The organism is Syntrophorhabdus sp. (assembly GCA_012719415.1).
Lineage (GTDB): Bacteria > Desulfobacterota > Syntrophorhabdia > Syntrophorhabdales > Syntrophorhabdaceae > Delta-02.
This window is the reverse complement of the sequence record JAAYAK010000165.1, coordinates 1-3,885: the sequence shown is the minus strand read 5'-3', so window position 1 is coordinate 3,885 and position 3,885 is coordinate 1. Positions and strand designations below refer to the sequence as shown.

Sequence of the window (3,885 nt, the reverse complement as noted above, 5' to 3'; positions counted from 1 at the left end):
CGGATCGTCATACCTTCCCCGCCGCCGTTCACGGGTGCCGACTATATCAAGCTCGGCCACAGGGCCGCGCTTGAGATCGCCATCGTCGCGGTGTCCTCAAGACTGACGCTCGACAAACCTGACGGGGTGATCGTCGATGCACGCGTCATCCTGAGCTCCGTGGCGCCCACCGCCATACACGCGGTGTCGGCGGAAAAGGCCCTCATGGGCCAGCGCCCGTCGGAAGACCTCTTTGCGAAGGCCGCCTCGCTCGCGGTCGGTGACTCATCTCCCATCACCGACATGCGCGGCGGAGCCGAATACCGCCGGGATATGGTCAACACCCTCGTAAAGAGGACACTGCTCAGGGCTTTCAAGGATGCCCGGGACACGAAAGGGGGGAATGCGTGATGAAAAAGCTGATCACTCTCACAGTCAACGATACGGAATACGAGGTGGCCGTTGCCCCCAACAAGACCCTGACCCAGGTGTTGCGCGAAGACCTGAACCTCCTGGGAACGAAGGAGGGATGCGGCGTGGGTGACTGCGGCGCGTGCACGGTGGTCCTCGACGGCAAACCGGTGAACTCCTGCCTTGTCCTCGCGGTCCAGGCCGACGGCTCCCGCATAAAGACGATAGAAGGGGTGGCCCACGGCGACTCCCTTCATCCTGTCCAGGAGACATTCGTGGAACTGGGTGCCATCCAGTGCGGTTTCTGCACTCCCGGAATGATCCTTTCCGCCACGAGCCTTCTCGAGAAGAATCCCCACCCGACAGAGCAGGAGGTGAGACAGGCCCTTTCGGGCAACCTCTGCCGGTGCACGGGGTATCAGAAGATCGTGGAGGCGGTGCAGGAAGCTTCCAGAAGAATGAAGGGATGATGAGGAGGAGGCAAGGACTATGAAGGCATACAACGTGATAAACACGCGGCTGCCCAGGGTGGATGCCAGGGCGAAGGCAACGGGCGATGCCCGGTACACGGCGGACCTTTCCATGCCCAACATGCTCTACGGGGCGATGCTGCAGAGTCCCCTGGCGCACGCGAAGATACTGAATATCGATGTGACGGCGGCAAAAAAGCTCCCCGGTGTGAGGGACGTGGTCACATGGAAGGAAGCGGGACTCGTGAAGTACGGTGTCAGTCCTGCCCGGTATGACGAGCAGGTCTTCTGCTCCGACAAGGTCCGCTATGTCGGGGACGAGATAGCGGCCGTCGCGGCCGTGGACCTCGAAACGGCAATGGAGGCGGTGTCCCTCATCAAGGTCGACTACGAGGAGCTTCCGGTGCTTCTCGATATCGAGTCGGCCATGGCGGAAGGGGCGATCGCCATACATGAAGACTTTCCCGGCAACGTGAGCGCCGAGGTCCACCAGGAATTCGGCAATTTCGAAGAGGCCTTGAAGGAATGTGACATCGTCAGGACCGACAGGTTCACGAACAAGAGGCAGGACGGCGGGTTCCTGGAACCCCAGGCCTGTCTTGCCCAGTATGATCTCAACGGGAACCTCACGCTCTGGTCGTCGACGCAGTCGGTCCATTATGTCCAGAGGAGCATCGCCATGGTGCTCGGCCTCCCCGTGGGCAAGGTCCGGGTCGTAAAACCCTACGTGGGGGGCGGGTTCGGCCCCAAGGCGGCGGTGAACGCCATGGAGATCGCGGCGTGCCTCATGTCGAAACGGACGGGCAGGCCGGTGAAGATGCTCTTTTCCCGCGAACAGGTCTTTCTGCACTCCCGGGCCCGGCACCAGTTCTTCCACGAATTCACGACGGGAGTGAAGAAGGACGGGACCATCATGGCCCTTCACAATACCTGTTACCTTGACGGCGGGGCCTATTCAAGTTTCGGCATCGCCACGATATACTACGCGGGGTCCCTCCTGGGTGCGCCCTACAGACTTCCGAACATGAAATACGATGGTTACCGCATTTACACGAACAAGCCCACCTGCGGCGCCCAGCGCGGACATGGCGGCGTCGCCGCACGGGCGGGATGGGAACAGCAGCTCGACACCATCGCCGCCGAGCTCAACATGGACCCCGTGGAATTCAGGTTGAAGAACATGATGAAGACCGGCGACGTGACCTGCAACGACTTCAACATGTCGAGCCTCGGTATGCAGGAGTGCCTCGAGGGAGTGCGTGACGGCTCGAACTGGGCCGCCAAGAAGGGGAAGCTTCCCAGAGGCAAGGGAATAGGGGTCGCCTGCGGGTTCTTCGTGTCCGGGGCCGGGTATCCCATCTACCGGTCCGAGACGTTCCATTCCACGGCAACGATCAGGCTCACCGAGGACGGCGGCGGGGTGAACCTCTACACCGCGTCGGCGGAGATAGGCCAGGGGTCGGACACCATTCTTGGACAGATCGCAGCGGAGGCCCTCGGTGTCTCTCTTGATGACGTGATGGTGCACTCAGGAGACACCGATTTCGGCGTCGATCTGGGCGCCTATTCATCACGGCAGACCCTCATGTCCGGCCATGCCGTCAAGATGGCCGCGGAAGACACGAAGCGGCAGGTGCTCGAGGCGCTTTCGGAGCAGCTGGGCGTGACGGTCGGGGACATGGACATCGCGGGCGGTGTCGTCATCTTCAGGAAGGGCAAGCCCGACTTCTCCCGGCTGCGGACGTTGTACATCAAGGAGCACCGGGGATGGGAAGACCAGCCTTCGGGAGCGGAGCTTACCTTCAGAGAGGCGGCGCGTGTTGCTTTTATCACCCGAGGTGTTATAATCGGTAATGGCGCATACAAGCCGGGCGAACTGGGGGGCAAGTACAAGGGTGCCGCGGTGGGGACGTCGCCGGCATACGGGTGCTCCGCTCAGGTCGTGGAGGTGACGGTGGACGAACAGACGGGCAAGGTCACCATTGATGCCATGACCGACGCCCATGACTGTGGCTTTGCAATTAACCGCACGAACGTGGAAGGGCAGATGCAGGGTTCTCTTTCGATGGGATTGGGCGAGGCGCTCTTTGAGGAGGTAAGATTCGACGCGAAGGGCCGGGTTGCCAACGCCTCCCTGGGGGAATACCGCATCCCTACGGCGCTCGACATGCCGAACGTCAAGACCGTCATCATCGAAAGCGATGAGCCGAACGGACCCTTCGGGGCCAAAGAGGTGGGGGAAGGCGCCATAATGCCCACTATTCCCGCCATCCTCAATGCCATCTACGACGCGGTGGGGGTGAGGATCAACGAGCTACCCGTTACCTCGGAGCGTCTTTTCGCGGCCATGAAGGAGAAGCAGAAGAAATAGGAGGACGACGCATGTCTGTGCTGTTCACGCAGAGCTGGGACATAATCCAGGGGAAGGATGTTGAATACGCACAGTTCATAGTCGACACCTATTTGCCGGAAATGGCGGAGATGGGTCTCATACCCGTCGGCGGTTACTATGTGGAGGTGGGCTTCGGTCCCCGCATAGTTGCCGTGTTCAGCGTGAACGAAACGGAGGAGGTCCTGAAGACCATCGCGGGAAAGAGGTTCAAGGACCTCCTCCGGCTTCTCAAGACCATTGTCATGAACTACCGGGGCTCCGTTCTGGAGCCCACGGGCGCGGTCAAACGCGGCAAGTATACCATCCAGAAGGGTGTCTGGAAGCTCAACCAGTACTATGACCTGAAACCGGGCGTGAAGAAGGCTTACGCCGATTTCGTCATCAACGAGCATATCCCCACGATGCAGAGGATCACCTACGCGGAGGTCACGGGTGGCTGGAACGTCCTGATCGGCGGCATCAGCGAGATCATCGCCGAATTCACCTTCAAGGACGCCATGGACGTCGGCAGGCTCCTGATGAACGAAGACTACCGGCGCATAACCCAAAAACTCCGTTCCGAATACGCCATGAACTACACGAGCCGGATAATGAGAAGCACGGAACGCTTCGACGAACCGCGGTGGTTCAAGT

The 3,885-nt window shown here is 60.5% G+C and carries 4 protein-coding genes; all 4 read left to right on the top strand.

What is annotated here, in order from left to right:
- A partial coding sequence (locus GXX82_09760) for a xanthine dehydrogenase family protein subunit M (GenBank protein NLT23321.1) occupies window positions 1–390 on the top strand: 390 nt, incomplete at its 5' end.
- Window positions 390–860 (top strand): (2Fe-2S)-binding protein, encoded by a 471-nt coding sequence (locus tag GXX82_09755; protein NLT23320.1) that lies wholly within the window; start codon window positions 390–392, stop codon window positions 858–860. The genes GXX82_09760 and GXX82_09755, both read left to right, overlap by 1 nt.
- A gap of 19 nt (window positions 861–879) precedes the next feature.
- A complete protein-coding gene (locus tag GXX82_09750; protein ID NLT23319.1) occupies window positions 880–3,231 on the top strand; it encodes a molybdopterin-dependent oxidoreductase in 2,352 nt (783 codons plus the stop codon).
- A gap of 11 nt (window positions 3,232–3,242) precedes the next feature.
- The coding region (locus tag GXX82_09745) for a hypothetical protein (protein NLT23318.1) at window positions 3,243–3,885 on the top strand (643 nt) is incomplete at its 3' end.